This window comes from Tunturiibacter empetritectus (genome assembly GCF_014201375.1).
GTDB classification, from domain to species: domain Bacteria; phylum Acidobacteriota; class Terriglobia; order Terriglobales; family Acidobacteriaceae; genus Edaphobacter; species Edaphobacter lichenicola_D.
The window spans coordinates 533,628-550,474 of sequence record NZ_JACHDZ010000002.1 but is presented as its reverse complement, the minus strand read 5'-3'; the positions used below and the strand labels follow the sequence as shown (position 1 = coordinate 550,474).

The following is a 16,847-nucleotide window of genomic DNA, read 5'->3' as shown; positions in this document are numbered from 1 at the left end:
GTAGATCCATGAATCTCCAATCGCAGTTCCCTCGAGCTAGGCCGAAAACAGTCTTCTCTGAAATCGCACCTTGCTTGGGATCACTGCGTTTTCCTCAAAGACGATTAGGACGTTCGTTCTCTTAAGCCATACGCTCGGAACATGATAATGGGACTGAGTAGGATCAGCTTCGCTGTCGCGGGCACCTATTAGCCAATATCTACCGATTGCGTGGCCGTTGACGAATAGCGATCCCTTCCACAAGCCTGCCGCGTCAATCCGGTAATCAGAATCATGTGCGAGTTCGTTATCGGAAAGATTGAATGTTGCCCTATACCAGGTGAGGGGCTTTGCAATTTCGGGAACTTTCAGCCATTTTTGCCGTTCGGGCCCAGTTGCAATGTGAATCTTTTCTCCATACAGAAAGGGAATGTTGAACCACTCTGTATTGAGACTATCCCCGTCCAGCAGCACCCCATTCCAGATCCCTTTACGTTCCATATTCATAGGTGCCGTAATCTGCCAGTCACCCTTGACCATGCCGATCGCGGTTGCAAGAATTTCAAGCCGATGACGTCCTGGCTTCATCCCCGAGAGATTAAATTGATGTCGGTACCCATCTGTCTTACTGGATTCATTCTGGTCGGCCACCACCATTGGCTGGTTGCTACCGCTTGGGACAATGAAGCCTCTGTTTTCGAGCAAAGGTGCGACACTCTGACTGACAAGTTCACCATCTACATAGACGTAAAGAAAATCTCCTCCATACGGGATGGCCAGAAGCTCTTCGCCTTTCCACGTATTGATCGTTGTACTGTACCAGCAATAGTCTGTCTTATCTTTGGTTAGCTTGAGTTGTTCGATGGGCTCGCTGCTTCTAACTATGCTCGCTCGATCGCGCTGTGGCGGCAGTGGCTCATGCCATGCACTCCACATCAAAGGAGGGCTAATGTCATTCCATTTAGTTGCATCGTGAGCAGGCCCCTTTGTGGCGTCAATTTGATCCGTATGAAAAATATAATCCCCGTCCCCGCTTCTTAGGCATGCACCCCCAGGTGAGACTGAGCACCCTGAAGCATCGGTTTGCGGCTCTTTCCCTCGATTAACGAGCAGTTCCAATCGTTGGAAACCACGAGTCCAGGTGGTCTTCTGGAAATTCATTGTCACATTTTCGCTCGTCCGGTTTCCCTCCAAAAGGATCAACCGATGTTCTACTAATTTCTTGTGGAGCTGACCTAAGTACTCACCCTTCGGAGTACAGCGCCCGTATTCATCGAGTGGCGCTGTGAAGTCGTAGCTTGTTGTCTGAAGATACATGCTGTCGCGGCCGAAATTCGTACCTCCGTGCCACATATAATAGTTCCATCCCGCGCCGCCCTCTGCCAGAAACTCGAGTATGCAAGTCGCCAATTCCCGCCCGTCCCTGCCAGTATGTCGTGGGTGCCCCCATGTGTCGTACCACCCCGGGTATAGCTCCGACCATATCATCGGTTCTTTGGGATGCTTGAGACGAAAACCAGCGGCGCGTTCCGGTGGTATGTCATTTCCGTTCAACGTCTCTATTGAGCCGGATGCACCACCTTCGCAAGTGGTGGTTGGAATAATTTTGAATCCAACTCGCTCGGCTAGATTTACAATCCAGCGAAGATACTCCTGGCCAGCTTCGCCGTAACGCTTCGCCACATTCGCATACTCATTTTCGACCTGAATCATCGCTACCGGGCCGCCGTTAGGCGCGAGATATGGCCGAATTTCCTCCGCGAGCCGATCGAAATATTTCTCCACGCGGTCTAAATATGGATTATTCATTGTCCGCAGCTCTATGTTGGGTTCGTCACGCAGATAGGATGGAAAACCGCCAAAGTTCCATTCCGCACAACAATATGGACCGACCCGTAAAAACGCTAGCAGCTCTCTCTCTTGGCATAGTTGTAGAAAATGCGCCAAATCTCGGCCACCTGTGAAGTCGTATCGGTCACGTTCAGGCTCATGAACATTCCAGAAGACGTAAGTGGAAATACAATTTACACCAAGGGCCTTAGAGCGATCGAGCAATTGAGGCCACATATCACGTGTAGATCGCGGGTAATGCATCTCGCCAGAGATCAATAGGCATCGCTTCCCATCTATGATTAGCGATCGCTCGTCAAAAGAGATGGAACGGGCTTTCGCGGCATCTCCAGCGTATATAGTCTCAACGCAGTCAGACGCTCCGATAGCATTCGATTGAATCGACGCAGACGAGCTTAGTAATGTAGTTGCAAGCTGTATGAATTTCCTACGATTCATAGGCTGGATTCCTGTTGAGAGATGTTCGCGCGTAGGTCATTGGGGGATCGCTTCTTCGCAAACATCCCAGTCCAAAAAACTGCAGCTCCGATTAGTGCGGCTTCGTCTATTCTCCTCGATACGATCACTTCCGGCCCTCTTGGATCGAGACCTGCCTCCATGGAAGGGATAAACACATCAGCGCTCTTTGCGATCGAACCGCCTATAACGATCACGTCCGGAATAAACTCAGCGCAGTATTTGTTCACGATCTCAGCTAATGCAGCACCGAAGTCAGCCATGACTCTAAATGCTCCTGCGTCTGTACGAGCTAGTAAAGAAACCTCCGATGCTGACCGTATTTCTCCAGTGGCAGCCAGATAAGCGTTCTGAATGTGCGGCGTCCCGAAACGCCGGCCTTTCCGCCTCCGGACTCCATCGTTTTTTCAATGGGCCGGGATACTTCCCTCTTTGTTGTGGAACCCGCAGCTCTAGGCTTGGGGCTCTTTGTTAGTTCGCGGTGGATGGAATCAATCGTCCCCCGCACGCCTTCTGGAATCTCCTGCATGTAGATATCGGTGGTGGTCGCCGTGCGAGAGTGTCGCAGTACACCTTGCACGTCTTTCACCGTTCCCTTCTTCTGAGCCAGAGTTGCAACCGTTCTCCGAATCACCTGAAACGTGAGCTTCGGAAGGTTCAGCCTCCGCGCGAGTTTGTGGAACACCCGCTTACGGTAATTGTCCGTATCCAGAAACCCGCCCGCCCCATTCGTGAAAATGAAAGCATCTGGGGATGGATCGGGACACTGGCTCTTGCGTCAATACGATGGCGTTTCTCGGTACCTATCTCAGAATGAATTTCGACTAGCTTTGATCGAGGTCCCAACTAGCTACATAGCTGGCATCTATCGCGGCAATCCTATCAGTTGGATCAACATGCCGCTGTACATTACTAGACGACAGATGGAAAACGAAAGAAACCGCATAGATCCCTGTTTGGAACATACTCCGAAGGCGATGCAGCAAAGAGCGTTTATCGTTACCTATAGTCAATCCAGGTGACGAGGAAAACGAAGCGTGGATCGTGGATCCACTGGTGAAGGAGCGAGAGATGCCAAGCGTTGAGCAGTTCTATGATTCTCTGGCCGATGCGTATCACCTCATCTTCGAAGATTGGGAGAGAGCCATCGCTCGTCAAGCGCTGGTGCTCGATGCAGTCATCAGGAGCAAGCTAAAGCGAGAACGCTTGAACGTTCACGACTGCGCCTGCGGGATCGGCACTCAGGCTATTGGGCTTGCTACTTTGGGGTATCAAGTTTCGGGATCAGACCTTAGCCGGGCAGCCGTACAGCGTGCCATGCGCGAGGCAGGAACCCGAGGACTCCTCATAGATTTCTTTGTTTCAGACATGACGACTTTGGCAAGGTACCCGTCCGGTCAATTCGACGTTATCTGTGCTTTCGACAATGCACTCCCTCACCTTTCTGCGGACCAGCTGCAGGCTGCCGCCCACTCCTTTCGCCGCGTGCTTTGTAGCGACGAAATGTTTGTTGCGAGCATAAGGGATTATGACGATCTCGTAGAAAGCCGTCCGACGTTTCAGGGTCCGGTTTTCTTCGGTGCTACAGGAGCGCGTCGAATCGTGCACCAGGTATGGGACTGGACTGACACTGATGCCTATGACGTACATCAGTACATCTCGCTTGAGCAGAAGGAGGGCTGGAAAGATCTCCACTTCTCGTCGCAATATCGATGCCTTCTCCGAGCGGAGTTGACACAGACTCTACTTTCCGCAGGTTTCGTCAATATCGAATGGCTTATGCCACCTACCACTGGCTATTACCAACCTATCGTGATTGGACGCGCCTGCTAGTCAGTACTCAGAAGTCGGCTTGTGTTTACCAATGAGTTTGCCGATGGTAGGGAGAATTAGGTGAGATTAGTCGCCCATGAGCGGCCGGGAGGCTAGTTCAACTACTTGAGCCGTCTAAATCGAGCAGCCGTGAGCCACGGTTGAAACGCACCGCAATCGCTGTGCAAACCATCAGACCAATGACGAGAGATATTGATGCACGAATGCAACGGCCATGCTGCCTTCTCCTACGCTGCTGGAAACGCGCTTGATAGAGTTGTAGCGAATGTCACCTACACAGAAGAAACCGGGAAGATTTGTTTCCAGTAAGAATGGAGCACGATCTGCCGCCCAACCTGGCTGGTCGCTCACCTCGCGTCCCGTGCGGACATAGCCGTTTTCGCGTTGGAGTTGAGGTGGCAACCAATTGGTTACCGCATCGGCGCCGATCATGACAAACAGAGCATCTGCAGCCTGCCGGATGACAGGCTCCCCCGCTTTCCGGGTTTCTATTGCTTTCAAGCAATCCGTCCCGTCTGCAGAGAGTACCTGAGTTTCCGTCTCCACCCGAATGCCCGGCACGAGAGCAATCTGATCGATCAAGTATTGCGACATGCTGCGCTTCAGATCTTCGCCGCGGACCAGCATGGTCACTGAACTCGCGTAATCTGCGAAGAACAGGGCAGCTTGGCCGGCAGAGTTGCCGCCGCCGATGATAAAGACGCGCTTCCCTGCCACCGTGGGGGCCTCCGTACGTGCGGCCCCATACAAGACTCCACGTCCGATGAAGCGATCGACGCCGTCCGCCTCAAGTCTGCGCCAAGCAACTCCGGTCGCCAGGATCACCGTCTTTGTGGCAACCCTATCGCCACCATCGAGCCCAATCGTGTATGCGCCATCGGGATGCGGAGTGATCTCTTGGACTTCTCGGGTAAGAACCACTTCGGCTCCGAACTTAACCGCCTGCCGGAACGCACGTTGACTGAGGTCATCTCCCGAGATGCCATTGGGGAAACCGAGGTAATTCTCGATGCGAGAAGATGTGCCAGCCTGACCCCCGGGAGCCTTGCGCTCGACCAACAAGACGCTGAGCCCTTCCGAGGCTCCGTAGACGGCCGCCGCCAGTCCCGCTGGGCCGCCGCCAATAATCACCACGTCATAGCTTTGGCGATGGGGAGCCGTCTGGAATCCGAGCGCTTCAGCTATCTTACGAACCGTAGGAGGATGGCTGACGCAGAACGAACCATCCACGACGACGGATAGGCCAGCAATCTCGCAAGCCTGGTCGGTCGTAGCCAGATGTGCGCTACGTTCGCGGTCGGTCCACTCATAAGGGATTCGATTCATGCTCAGGAAGGTACGAATCTCTCGGCAATCGTCATCAAATTTCGATCCGACGATCTGCACACGGCTGGAGGGAAGATTCAGCATATACTTCTGCACGACTTGTACCCGTTCGTTCAGGGTCTGTAAGATCACCGCGCTGCACTCGGGCGAGCGTCGAATCAATTCCTGCAGGTGTTGCGGATCGAGCCGTGCCAAGTGGCAAGCTGTCTTCGCGCGTACGGAGGCGGGAGCTGCCGTTGCCATGAGAATCGCCAATTCACCAAAGAAATCGCCCCGCTTGTGCTCTGAGACTTCAGTTCGACGCCCCATCACATCTTTGAGCACTTCCGTGGTTCCGTCCATCACGACAAAGAAAGGGGTGGGCTCCCCTTCGTGAATGAGATACTCACCCGGTTCCAGATGAAGATCGGCAGCCTGCTGCGAGAGCCACATAAGGTTCGCGTCGTTCAAGCAGGAAAAGATTGGTATTTTCTTCAACTCCGAAGATGTCAACATGGCAGCTGGTGTCCTTCTTTCTGTGCGGGTAACACTGGTCCAGGGCCGAGCCTTTCAATATGGGGCGGCATATGATGCACTGAAGCAACAAGATCGATGAACTCCGGAAATGCTTCGAATTCAGTTCTCACATGCTCCCACTCACGCACAAATAAGGAACTGCGGAACCTCCGCTCAGCGGAACGGAACATCAACTCCCACATTCGTTTTGGTATGCGACGTTCGCAGAAAAGAAGATAGGTTAATGAAACCAGCGTGCAGAATCGCAACATTGAGATGGTTAAATCGTCCGTCCGCTCAGGAAGTTCCGTTCCAACTGGCACGCTCAGCCAGAATGCCGCCGAAGAGTTCTTCAACAGTTCGTCATACTGGGCAGACATTGCCAGGAAGATCTGCGTCTTCACCTGCTCGCGGTGATTTAGGACCGCGACAACCACACCGAGACCTCCCATCAGAAGCGACAATAATGTTGCGTATTGGATGATGTGCCCAAAGTTCATATCAGTCACGCATGCACCCCCGATATTGCGGGCATCTCTGCCGGTTTCTCTGAAGCAGCCGGAGCCGTGGGCTCCGTTTGTTCCCAACGGATCAACTTCAGATCCAGCACGACGTAGGAATAGAGGACGGGAACGAGCAGAAGCGTCACGAAAGTAGCGATCGTCAGCCCCCCAATCTGCGCATAGCAAAGAGGCTCCCAAAGCGGGCCGCCGTGTGCAGCCAGCGGAAACAGCGCAATCACTGTGGCCGCAACCGTGATCATCACTGGCCGCAAACGCAGGATGCCGGCATCGATCAGCGCCAACTCCAAGTCCTCGCCCTCTTCTCGTCGCTCCTCGATAAATTCAAACAGCACAATGATGTGGCTCACAATGACGCCAATGAGACTGATGATCCCAAGGAACGCCATAAATCCAAAGGGCTGGCCCATAATGGCGAGTGAGAAGATTGCACCGACAACGCCGTACGGAATGGCAGCAAACACGATGAGGGGTTTGAAGGCATTCTTGAACTGTGCGAGGAGTGCCAGGTAAATGGCGCTAACGCAAATGAGCAGCACCGTAGTGAGATCAGCAAAGCCGCTGACCTGCTCTTTTTGCTCGCCTGCGAAGCGGAATATGAACCCGTCGGGAAGCTGCTTCTGGAATGCCTCCAGCTTTGGCATCGCCGCTGCGATTACCTCCGAAGGTAAATGCCCCTGCGTAGGCCAACACTGCACAGTAATCGTGCGGTACTGATCGAAGCGTCGGATTTTAGGCGTTACCGGACTCAGGGCAGTCGTCGCCACCTGATCGAGAGGCACTGGAGGGGTGTCTTGGCGCGAGAAGACGTATAGACTGCGCAGATCGAAGAGTTGGGACCTCTCTTCCATCTGCATGCGTCCAACAATCGGAACCTGCTTGTTGCCATCTCTCAAAACTCCAGCCGTAATGCCATGAAGAGCCGCACCGACGGAATCGGAGACATCTGCGTTTGTGACGTGCGCTAGGTTTGCCCGGTCCGCATCGACGTGCACCACTTCTCTCGCACTCGGCTCGCCCCAATCGTCTCGAACTCTGGCGGCGATGGGGATGTCGCGAAAGATTTGCTTCAGCTGTTCGGCTTCCGCTCTGAGACGTGGCAGATCTTCGCCGGAGATTCTGACCTGAATTGGAATTCCAACCGGCTTGCCCGTTTCGAGGGTCCTCGTATCGATGATTGCTCCAGGAATTTGCCTGTCCAGTTCCGGCTGTAAAAGGGCAAGCAGAGGGGTCGTATCATGATTGTCTTTCGTTCGTAGAATCACCTGAGCATAGTTGGTTTGCCTGTCCTCAGGTGTGGCGCTGCTCCAGAAGCGCGGACCGCCCCCGCCCACGAACGTGGTCATCGATTGCAACACATCCTTCGGGTGTCCATGCTCTGGGTGGCTTTTGCCGTACTCTTCCGCTACTCGGCGGGTGATAGATTCCACCTGCTGAGCGGCGGTGCTGGTCGCGCTCGCGGGAGTGTCTTCAGGCAGCCACACGTCGATGTAAGAAAAGTATTGAAGATCCTTTGGAAAGAACTGCGGTTTCAGCCTGGAGAAGACAACGCCGCCCGCTATCAGCAGGACAAGCGAGCCCGCGAGGCACAGCTTTCTGTCTTCAATCGCCTTCTTTGCCGTTCGGAAATACCAGCCCGTGAACCCACGCTGCCGCCTCTCCTCAATTGGGGTTTCGATTTGGCTTTGCAAGAGAAACGAGCTGATGAGCGGCACAAAGGTCATGGAGACGAGCAGGGCCGCCAGCAGCGAACAACTGATGACGATAGGCAGACTGTATAGGAATTTCCCTGTATCTCCGGGCAACAGCAGAAATGGGAGATAGGAGACGATATTCGTGACGGTCGCAAACGCCATCGTCTTGAATAGCTTCGTTGGTCCGAGCCACGCGGCGACGGACCGTGGCTGCCCGGCGCCCAGTTCGCGCACGATAGCGTCGCCGGACACCACCGGTACATCGACCAATAGTCCAAGCGCGATGATCAGCGAAGCGATCGAGACCTGTTGCAGATCGATCCCGAGCGTGCTGATGACGCCGAACGTGATCGCGAGCGTAATCGGCATGGAAACTGCAATCAGAATGGCTGTCCGCCAGCTCCAGAAGCCAATCAAAGCCACGACGACCACCAGCACCAGCGCCTCGATCAAACTGTGGCTGAAGAGCTCAATGCTGTCGTGTACCTGCAGGGGCTGGTCTGAGGTCCTGGCCAGCACCAGATCGGCCGGCAATGTTTTCCTGACGTTCTCCAGATTGGCGTCAACCTGTTTTCCAAAAGATCCGATCTGTTCCCCCTTCTTCATCTGGACCGAGAGCGTAATCGCGCGTGTCGTGATCCATCTGCCGTTTTCGTCGCGGCGCGTGTACCGGTTCAGGAACGAAGGGGGATTCTCGTATCCCCTGTCGATGTCCACGAGATCCCGCAAGTAAAGCGGCGTTCCGTTCTGCGACGTGCCTATCACTACATTCCGCAGATCGTCGATGCTCTTGAACTCGCCTGTGGTGTTGACGCTAACCGTGCGTCCGCGTGCATTGATCGTTTGGCCGCTCTCCGGGAGATTCCGGGCCGCCAGGATATTGGAAAGATCCGCCGGCCTTAGCTTGTATTGCGCCAGACGCTGCTGCGAGAAATTCAGAAAGAGGTTCTCATCCAGTACCCCGGAACGTTCCGCCTTCGCCACGATCGGCAGCGTCTTGAGGCTCCGTTGAAGGGTATCGGTAAAGTCGTCCAGGTCGCGATAAGTGTATTTATCACCGGCCACGGCCTGAAGGGCTGCGGTAGTGTTTGCAGGTTCGTCGATGATCGCAGGTTTCCACGCATCGGGATGAAGCTCGTCGGTTTGCAGATCCTGATTTGCGAACTTCCTCAAGGCCGACTGCAGATCGGAAGTGCTGAGATTCGTAGCCAGGTCCACCCCTGTGAACCCAGCTCCCGAAAACACTCGCACATCGGAACATAGATGCTGGGCTGCCATGTCTCGGGTCACGAAGGACAACTTGCGCTCAACTTCGTCGCTATCGATAGACTTTGGAAAGACCACAACGATGGAACGCCGTGACCCGGCATGCGCATCCAAGCCACTCCGGACCTGCCGGATCTGTGTCTCGACGAGCTTGCTCATCCCGGCGACCTGGGCTGGGTCCGCCGGCGGACTGGCCACTGTGAGCATCAATGCGGACGTATCCCCGAAGTCCTTGATGTACAGAATGGGCCCCGCTCCCTGGGGAAGGTCGTGGATAGCGTCCAGCCTGATCTTGACGTCGTCCAGTTCCTTGTCCCGGTCGTACTTTCCCTTTTCAGCCAGCTCGAATTGGACCATCGCCGAACCGGTCCGGGAGGCGCTTTTGATCTCCGTCACCCACTGGTTTGAGGCGAGCGCTTGTTCGACTTTTCTAGTCACCAACTGCTCTACCTGCTCGGACGATGTTCCCTGCCAGGGCACGACAATCATCGCCTGGCGCACGGGAATGTCCGGGTCTTTCCGTTGCGGCATCTTCAATAGTCCGTAGATTCCCCAGAGGAGCGCAACCGCGAGAGAAACCCATGCGATGTGTCGCTGTTCGAGGAAGAAGCGGGCGAGATTCTGTTTCTTGTTCGTGGACTGCTCATTCTGTGCGTGTGTCATTGCTGCGTCTCCTAGTTGACCATCCGGATCAGGCTTCCGTTGCTTAGCTGGTTAGTACGGTTGACGACGATTCGTTCGCCGGGAGTGAGCCCTTCGTCGATGACGACCGACTTGCCGAAGGTTTCACCAATCCTCACGCTCTTCAATTGCGCAAACTGCTTTCCATCGCGCTCCGTTACAGTGAAGACCGAATAGTTATTCGAACCGGATTCCGCGGTCATCAAAGCAGTCAGTGGTACTACAGGCACAGTTTGCGTATTCGCTTGCTCTATACGAATGCGGGCGATCATGCCCACCTTGAACAGGCGATCCCGGTTTGGGAGAGAAACCTCGATGTTGAAAACCCGGGACTCACGGTTGGCGGAGGCGGAGATTCCCGTAATTTGCCCTGAGAAGGTTCGCCCCTGCAATGCATCAAGTTGCACTGGCACCGGTGCTCCTAGCTTGAGGTGTGCCAGCATGCTGTCGGGAGCTCCGAAGTTCACCTTCACGACGCGCGTATCGTCAAGCGTGAATGCCCTTGTCCCTGCAGCAACGAGGCTGCCTGGTTCCACACTCTTTTCGACGATGACTCCAGGCATGGGAGCGCTCAGGCTCGTATCGCCAAGATTGATCCGCGCGAAGACAGCCTGCGCCGACGCTGCGCTCAACTGCCCACGGCGCGCTTCGATCTGACGCACAGCGGCTTCCACACTCGCGGTCGCCGAGGTGTGCTGATCCACCGCCGCATCGTAATCCGGGCGAGTCATTGCTTTGGCGGCATAGAGCGCTTGTGCACGCTCAAAATCAAGATCCGCCTTTGCCTGGTCGGCCTTTGCTCGGTTGAGTTCCGCTTGCGAAACATCGAGCGAACCCTCCACTGAGCGCTGCTGGCCGACCGCGGAATTGAGCGAGGCCTCATAATCGGAGCTGCGCAGTCGGGCCAGTGTGGCGCGGGCAGGTATTTCGTCGCCTACTTGCAGGTCACGCATCCGACCATCGACGCCCTTCACTCGATACAGAGCGGCTATATAACCGGGTTCCTTGAAGGCCAGTTGAACCTCAGTGTCCGGACGAATCTCGCCGGAGTAAGTCCAACTGGGTTGGACCTGCTGTGTAGCCACAATCTCCGCCACAACGGGAACCGGCTCTGGCCCCGCCTTCTGCGTCTTTGCGCAGCCGGCGAGAACCGAAAACGCAGCAAAACTTAAAATTCCAATTGAGATACGCATCATTCTTCTCCTATCGCCTTTTTCAAATTGGCTCTTGCCTTCCAGAAAGCAGTGAGAGCCTGTTGCTGTTGGCTGTCCGCGGAAGCCAGATCCGACTGTGCTTGATATAAATCCCTGCTTAATGCCGCTTCGCGCTTCACCTTCTCCTGCAACTCTTTGAGCTTCTGCCGGGCCGCACTTTCACTTGCATCGCTGAGGGTCAATTGCCGGCGAGTGTTCTCCAATTGCCGGCGCGCATTCCTCACCTCCAGAAGAACGGCGCGTTCCGTAGCGCCAACTCCAACCTTTGCCTCCTCTTCCTTGGTTCGCTTTTCCTCGTATTCCTGGTGCCTGCGTCCCCAGTCCCACGGTTCCCAGCGAAGCGACAGGCCCACTGTCCCAACGTTGCTTGGAAAAACATTCTCGAAGTTCGCGGTTGTGTAGTAACTGAATGCCAGACTCACGTCGGGGATATATTCAGCCTTCTTCGCCCGCGCATCATAATTGGCTTGCTGCACCTGAAGTTTCGCCTTCTTCAGATCCGGCCGGTTTTGGAGAGCGCGGGCTTCCATGGCTGCGGGTGTGGCGAGATCGGTATCTGCATTACCGATCGCCGCAACCCGAAACTGCGTGTGTACGTCCCGGCCCATCAGATCGTTCAATCTTTCGCTCGCCGACGCGCCCCTGTCGCTCGCATCGCTGACGGCATTCTGTAAGTTCAAGAGCTGCGCATCGGCGTTCAGCAAATCCGATTCGAGAATCGTCTCTTTACGGCGGTTCACTAATGCCAGACGATGCGACTCCCGGTAGTAAGGGAGTGACGCCTGAAGGCTATCCAAAGCGCTCTGTGTCTCGACAACCGCGTAGTAAGCACGTCGAACCTGGTCGACCACCTCCAGACGCGTTTTCACCTGGTCCTGGCGCGTACCTTCCAACCCCAGCTCAAGTGCTTTCAATTGCAAGTGCAACTGGTACTGCGTCGAAAGAGGCTGGGCAACCGAGACATTCACGATGCCTACGGGTTTTCGCGGGATCTCGACTTTCTGATTCGTCGCCGGGATCGGCCCGGTCGCGCTGTATACCCCTAGCGAGCCCGCCGGGTAAGTAACCGATGGCTTCGTAACCAGTTGGGCGCCGAGCGCAGTGACCTGCGTATTCGCGAAACGTTTTGTCTTATTCGCAGCCAGATCGTCTGCGGCCCGGAGTGTATCGAGGTTGGCGGTCTTCAGGCTGCTGTTGTTCTCAATAGCCTGTTCAACGGCCTGTTCGAGAGTCAATTCAGGGAGGTTTGACTGTTGTCCCGCCACCTGTTCAACCGTGGGCGGGAGGGATAGAGGTGCGAGATTCTGGCCTCGCGCCAGCAGCGCCAGTGTCCCCAGGGTGAAGGCCAAGCAGGTTGTTCGAGTGCGTCGTTTCATGAGGCAATGGTGCCTCGAACGCGGAAGCGGGGGGAGTAATGCCTCGTAAGGCCTATGTAAGCCCTACGTAAGCTAACGGCATTGCTTGCGGCACCTTCAGTGCGACAAGTTCAGCTTTTTCATGAGTTTGGCAAACCTGCAGTCAGGGTGAAGAGGATGAAAAAACGGCTCGACCGCCAGCAGATTCACGAAGTTGGTTTTGTGGTTGATCGCTTCGTCCAGGCGCTGGAGCGCCAGATCGAAATCTTCCATCCCGACTGCAGCGAAACCTTCTGCCAGGGGAGTGACGTATTGCCGCCCCGCGAATTGGCGCAGTCTCTCGACACATTCTTCGGCGCGCGATAAGCTGCCTTCCCGGGCATGGGCTGCGGCAAGCAGACCGATATCCAATGGCGAGGCAGACGGCGAGAGACACTGTATCACCGCGTCGTAACGCTGCTGCTGGAAGTGCAAGAGTCCTTCATACAATCGCGCTTCAGGATAGTCGCGGTCCAGTTCGAAAGACTTTCGGAGATGCTCTGCGGCTGATGAGTAGTCTCCTTTTACGTAGTGAAGATAAGCCATCCGCGCGCAATCGCTGGCCGAGAGCGGGTCCAGTTCAGTCGAGTGGCGAAGTCCTGACTCTGCCGCGTTAATGTCCCCCTGGCACAACAAGGCCATGCCACGAAACATATGCGCCGGCGCGTGACTGGGTTGTAATTTTAGCGCTCGGTCATACAGTTTCTCGGCTTCATCCCAACGATGCTCAAACCACGCACGAAGTGCGCCCAGCACCGTGCATGTGTCACCGGATTCAGGATCGAGCGCATATCCGCGTTCTGCGTTTGCTTTTACTTCTGGATACACATCACGGCCCGAGACCATCCCGAACTGGGCAAGAAGGCCGCTCGCCGCAGCCATGCCGCTGTAAGCAAGAGCGTAGTTCGGATAAGTCTCTGTGAGCCCTCGGAGCTGCTCCAGGGCGGCGTGCAACGTTTCAGGCGACTGCTGGTGAATCAGAAATCGAGCTCGCAGGTACCTTATATATGCGTCAAGATCTGGAGCCGAGGGTCGCGCTGGCCCTTGTACTTCCGGCATGTGAAGCCTGAGTAGATCCGTAACAGATTGTGCAATCTCTTCCTGGATCACAAACACGTCCTGGAGCTCGCGACGGAACGTCTCCGACCAGATGTGATGACCCGATTCGGTCTGAATCGCCTGGGCAGTGATCCGCAGCTGTTCGCCGGACTTCCTCACGCTTCCTTCAATGACAAGATTCGCGCCGAGACGCTGCCCTACTTCGCGGATATCGATGTTGGCACCCTTGAAGTGAAAGGCCGATGTCCGCGCGATCACGTTCAAACCGGATACCCGCGTAAGCGAGTTCGTGATCTCTTCACTGATCCCGTCGCAAAAATAGTCCTGCTCCGGCTCTGGACTCATGTTCACGAACGGCAACACGGCAATGCACATACGGCCCGGTGGCGGTGCGGCGCCAATCTCGTCGCGATGCTTTGCCGGTTGGGCGTCAAGCCAGCGGAAGACCGGGACATAACTGCCCGGCCGCAATCCAATCAGAACCGGATCAACCGTACCCTGCCCTTCCTCGTAATAGGCCTTCAACTTCGCTCTGAGACGACGAGCCTCGACCCGAACAATCGCGTCGATGTTCGGATCGTACTCCGAGGTGCGGTCGAACACCTCCATTGCAATCGAGAACTCCTTGAGGCTATCGATATCTCCATCGATTGTCCGATTCACGATGTGCGTCAGAAACCGACATAACCGGACCGACGAAACGAAACCAAGGCTATTCACCACCCGCGCCAATTGGTCGCGAACCGCCGTCGCCGGCACGGGGTCGGCGGCAGAGTTGGCGAGAGATTTTCCGGATGACAACGGCGACGTTGGCACTTGCTTCTCTCCCGCATTCATTATGCTCCACGAAGCTTCGCAGTATCACGGCGAGCTTACGGCGGCTTACGGCCGATCGAAGGCCAGAGGGCTTAGCGTGGAATCAGTTAGAGGATCGATGCAGACCGACAGACAAGCAGGAACAGTAATTTTTGTGTCCAACAGGAGCCCGAAAGCCACGGTCCTGCAAGACATCGAAGCGCACGGACTGGTTATGCAGTGGGTGCACAGCATAAGGGCAGCAGTTGATTTGCTCAACTCGGCGCACGAGAAGACGGTGATTGTCACGGAACTCGCCCTGGCCGATGGCAATTGGAGAGATCTCGTCGAACGGGTCAATTGCATCGATATCAATCTCTCTACTTCAATCCTACTTGTGACTTCCTCCAGTACGGCGGAGCTCTGGTGGGACGCGCTCGAATGCGGCATCGATGACATTCTGCCCGCGTCTCTCCTGGCCTCTCGCTTATGTCAACTTCTACAGGAGAATAGTTTCGATGAACGGAACCAATAGTTCGGCAAAGCATTACGACTTGGTGGTGATCGGCTCCGGCGCTGCCGGACATCACGGGGCAATTCAGGCCGCCAAACTCGGCAAAAAGGTTGCGGTGGTCGAATGCTCTATAGCTCTTGGAGGGGCCAGTATTAACACCGGCACAATTCCGAGCAAGACACTTCGGGAGGCTGTCCTGCGTTCTACCCGATCAGGGTGTACGGATCGCCGGATCTCGGCCTCAAACCTGGCGCAGAGAATCGAGGAAGTCGCGTCCAACGAGGTTCGGGTGTTTGAGAGTCAATTTCGCCGCAACGAAATTGATGTATTGACTGGCACTGCGTCCTTTGCCGGACCGCACACTGTACGGGTTGCGAATCTGGAAGGAGAGCAGTTCTGCCACGCGGACTATGTATTGATCGCAACGGGCTCACGACCGGCTCACAACGACGCGATTCCCGTGGATGGCATCTCCATTATCGATACAGACGCGATTCGCCGCTTAAGGACGGAGCACCACACGTTGACCATCGTCGGGGGTGGGGTGATTGGTATCGAGTATGCCTGTATTGCAGCCGCTATGAATATTCCAGTGACACTAATTGAACGCCGCCCTCGAATACTCGATTTCGTCGACCAGCAGATCGTCGAAGCGCTGAGTTATCACATGCGCAGCCTGGGCGTGACTTTTCGTCCAGGTGAGGAAGTCGAGGAGGTTGCGAAATCTTCTGAGGGCAAAGTCTGCGCGAAGCTGAAGAGCGGAAAGCAAATCTGGTCGGATGCTTTGCTTTACGCTGTGGGGCGCCAGGCCAACACAGATTCGTTGAATCTTGCGGCATGTGAACTCGCTGCCGATGCGCGCGGCCGGATCTACGCCGCGGGCGACGTGATCGGATTCCCGAGTCTATCGTCCGTTGCGATGGAACAGGGTCGCGTGACGTAGTCCCTGCCTGCACACCGGCAGCCTGTAGGTCCGTGTGCTCCAAGTCCAGGGTGGAAGCATCCGGCTGCGTGCCTTTTGGCCAGAGCCTATCAGCGTCTTTGGCTCTTCGATGTTGACGATACCTACGGCAGTTCACATTTGTTAGACATATCACTCAGCCCGGCCCTCCCACCGCCTTGACGCTGGCAGTGTGAGGAAACCCCTCACGGGGCTCCCTCTGTCGAACCGACAGAGGGTCCTTGTCTCGGCAGCTTTCGACCCAGCCGTTACCAGCTACGCCGATGCCGATAGGCTACTGCGGACGGAACCGCAAGTTCAGCTCACTCCTTTCGTGTTGAACAATCATTCAAACAACTTCAAGTCGCACCCGGACTCTCATCCCGCTTGCTCTCCGGCCTCCGCTCGCCGGCTGCGCGCCTGAGACGCGGATCAGTGGGAAGACGAGAATCTATCTCGCCGTTTACACATCAATATTAACTGTATGAAAAAGCTCGGTTTCTTATCGTTTGGCCATTGGACGCCTTCATCTGAGTCACAGGCTATAGTCTTGCCACGATCGAAAAGGTCAGGATGGTCGTCGCAGCAACCAGGAAGACATAGCTTGGCAGGCGGTCCACCTCAAGCAGCAAGGAATTCAGCACTCGCTTGATATCGCCCGACTCTTGCCGGTCTTCGCGCTCCTTCGCAAGGGCATCGAATTCGTCAAAAAACAAAACACATTGACGCAGGCGCGCATACTGAAACACTTCCTGAATGCGCTTCGCAGTTTCGCCTAGATACCTGTTAACCACTTTCTCGTAGCGCATTTAAGGAAAGGAACAGCCAG

General features: G+C 55.3%; 12 protein-coding genes. 3 read left to right on the top strand and 9 right to left on the bottom strand.

The features are described from left to right. Window positions 1-36: 36 nt before the first annotated feature. On the bottom strand, window positions 37-2,268 hold the full coding sequence (locus tag HDF10_RS08335) for a beta-galactosidase (RefSeq protein ID WP_260177729.1): 2,232 nt from the start codon (window positions 2,266-2,268) through the stop codon (window positions 37-39). Beyond that, window positions 2,265-2,609 (bottom strand): hypothetical protein, encoded by a 345-nt coding sequence (locus HDF10_RS08330; protein ID WP_311732713.1) that lies wholly within the window; start codon window positions 2,607-2,609, stop codon window positions 2,265-2,267. The genes HDF10_RS08335 and HDF10_RS08330 overlap by 4 nt, the downstream gene beginning before the upstream one ends. Before the next feature lie 748 nt (window positions 2,610-3,357). Between HDF10_RS08330 and HDF10_RS08325 the strand changes: the two genes are divergently transcribed. Beyond that, on the top strand, window positions 3,358-4,119 hold the full coding sequence (locus tag HDF10_RS08325) for a class I SAM-dependent methyltransferase (RefSeq protein WP_183812342.1): 762 nt from the start codon (window positions 3,358-3,360) through the stop codon (window positions 4,117-4,119). A gap of 171 nt (window positions 4,120-4,290) precedes the next feature. On the opposite strand, the gene HDF10_RS08320 is transcribed toward HDF10_RS08325, so the two are convergent. The 6 genes from HDF10_RS08320 to HDF10_RS08295 all read right to left on the bottom strand — a co-directional run bounded on the left by HDF10_RS08320 (window position 4,291) and on the right by HDF10_RS08295 (window position 14,606). Further along, on the bottom strand, window positions 4,291-5,940 hold the full coding sequence (locus HDF10_RS08320; protein ID WP_183812340.1) for an FAD-dependent oxidoreductase: 1,650 nt from the start codon (window positions 5,938-5,940) through the stop codon (window positions 4,291-4,293). Continuing rightward, entirely contained in the window at window positions 5,934-6,440 is a 507-nt protein-coding gene (locus HDF10_RS08315) for a hypothetical protein (RefSeq protein WP_183812635.1), read from the bottom strand. The genes HDF10_RS08320 and HDF10_RS08315 overlap by 7 nt, the downstream gene beginning before the upstream one ends. A 5-nt stretch (window positions 6,441-6,445) precedes the next feature. Continuing rightward, entirely contained in the window at window positions 6,446-10,084 is a 3,639-nt protein-coding gene (locus HDF10_RS08310; protein ID WP_183812338.1) for an efflux RND transporter permease subunit, read from the bottom strand. Window positions 10,085-10,095: 11 nt separating this feature from the next. After that, on the bottom strand, window positions 10,096-11,298 hold the full coding sequence (locus tag HDF10_RS08305; protein ID WP_260177728.1) for an efflux RND transporter periplasmic adaptor subunit: 1,203 nt from the start codon (window positions 11,296-11,298) through the stop codon (window positions 10,096-10,098). Then, window positions 11,295-12,692 carry a TolC family protein gene (locus HDF10_RS08300; RefSeq protein ID WP_183812336.1) on the bottom strand — a complete coding sequence of 466 codons (1,398 nt, stop codon included), beginning with the start codon at window positions 12,690-12,692 and terminating at the stop codon, window positions 11,295-11,297. The genes HDF10_RS08305 and HDF10_RS08300 overlap by 4 nt, the downstream gene beginning before the upstream one ends. 96 nt (window positions 12,693-12,788) lie before the next feature. After that, window positions 12,789-14,606: a tetratricopeptide repeat protein gene (locus HDF10_RS08295; protein ID WP_183812334.1), complete on the bottom strand. Its 1,818-nt coding sequence runs from the start codon at window positions 14,604-14,606 to the stop codon at window positions 12,789-12,791. Between the two features lie 97 nt (window positions 14,607-14,703). Here HDF10_RS08295 and HDF10_RS08290 point away from each other — a divergent pair, with 97 nt between their 5' ends. Continuing rightward, entirely contained in the window at window positions 14,704-15,099 is a 396-nt protein-coding gene (locus tag HDF10_RS08290; protein WP_183812332.1) for a hypothetical protein, read from the top strand. After that, window positions 15,083-16,021 (top strand): FAD-dependent oxidoreductase, encoded by a 939-nt coding sequence (locus HDF10_RS08285; protein WP_183812330.1) that lies wholly within the window; start codon window positions 15,083-15,085, stop codon window positions 16,019-16,021. Before HDF10_RS08290 ends, HDF10_RS08285 begins: the two co-directional genes overlap by 17 nt. A 539-nt stretch (window positions 16,022-16,560) precedes the next feature. On the opposite strand, the gene HDF10_RS08280 is transcribed toward HDF10_RS08285, so the two are convergent. Then, window positions 16,561-16,827, bottom strand: coding sequence for an ATP-binding protein (locus tag HDF10_RS08280; protein ID WP_183812327.1), 267 nt, complete (start codon window positions 16,825-16,827; stop codon window positions 16,561-16,563). Window positions 16,828-16,847: the final 20 nt, after the last annotated feature.